Origin of the sequence: Campylobacter sp. RM9333 (assembly GCF_020137705.1) — a bacterium.
GTDB lineage: Bacteria > Campylobacterota > Campylobacteria > Campylobacterales > Campylobacteraceae > Campylobacter_E.
Genome location: NZ_JACGAY010000059.1, coordinates 1 through 657, shown reverse-complemented (window position 1 = coordinate 657; position 657 = coordinate 1). Strand labels below are relative to the sequence as shown.

Here is a 657-nt window from a genome sequence, read left to right as displayed (position 1 = left end):
CATATTCAACCTACACAATAGTCTCAGCTGTTTATAATGTAGAAAAATATTTAGATGATTTTTTTACTTCAATAATAAATCAAAGTATAGGGTTTGAAAAATCAATTCAATTAATAATGGTAGATGATGGTTCTAGTGATAATTCAGTTAATATTATTAAAAGGTATCAAAAACTATACCCAAACAATATTACTTATATTCATAAAGAAAACGGAGGACAAGCAAGTGCTAGAAATCTTGGACTAAAATACGTTAAAACTCCTTGGGTGACTTTTACAGACCCTGATGATTTTTTAGATAAAGACTTTTTTAAAAATATAGATATAGAAATATCAAAAAATAATAATTTAGCGATGGTAAGTTCAAATATTATTTTTTACCATGAAAAAGATAATTTTTATAAAGACAATCACCCACTAAATTATAAATATAAAAATAAAAAATCAATTAAAATTAAGGATTTGGATAAAAATATACAGCTTTCAGCTGCTAGTGCAATTATAAAAATTGAATTAATAAAGGAATTTAAATTTGATGAAGATTTAAAACCTTGTTTTGAAGATGCTAAATTTATAAATGAGTATTTATTGGATAATTTAGAAAAAGATGCAATATTTATTGAAAATGCTAGATATTTTTATAGAAAAAGAGTTGATG

At 23.0% G+C, this 657-nt stretch carries 1 protein-coding gene; it reads left to right on the top strand.

Features of this window, described 5'->3' with window-relative positions:
- A partial coding sequence (locus AVBRAN9333_RS09440; protein WP_336609913.1) for a glycosyltransferase occupies nucleotides 1–657 on the top strand: 657 nt, incomplete at both ends.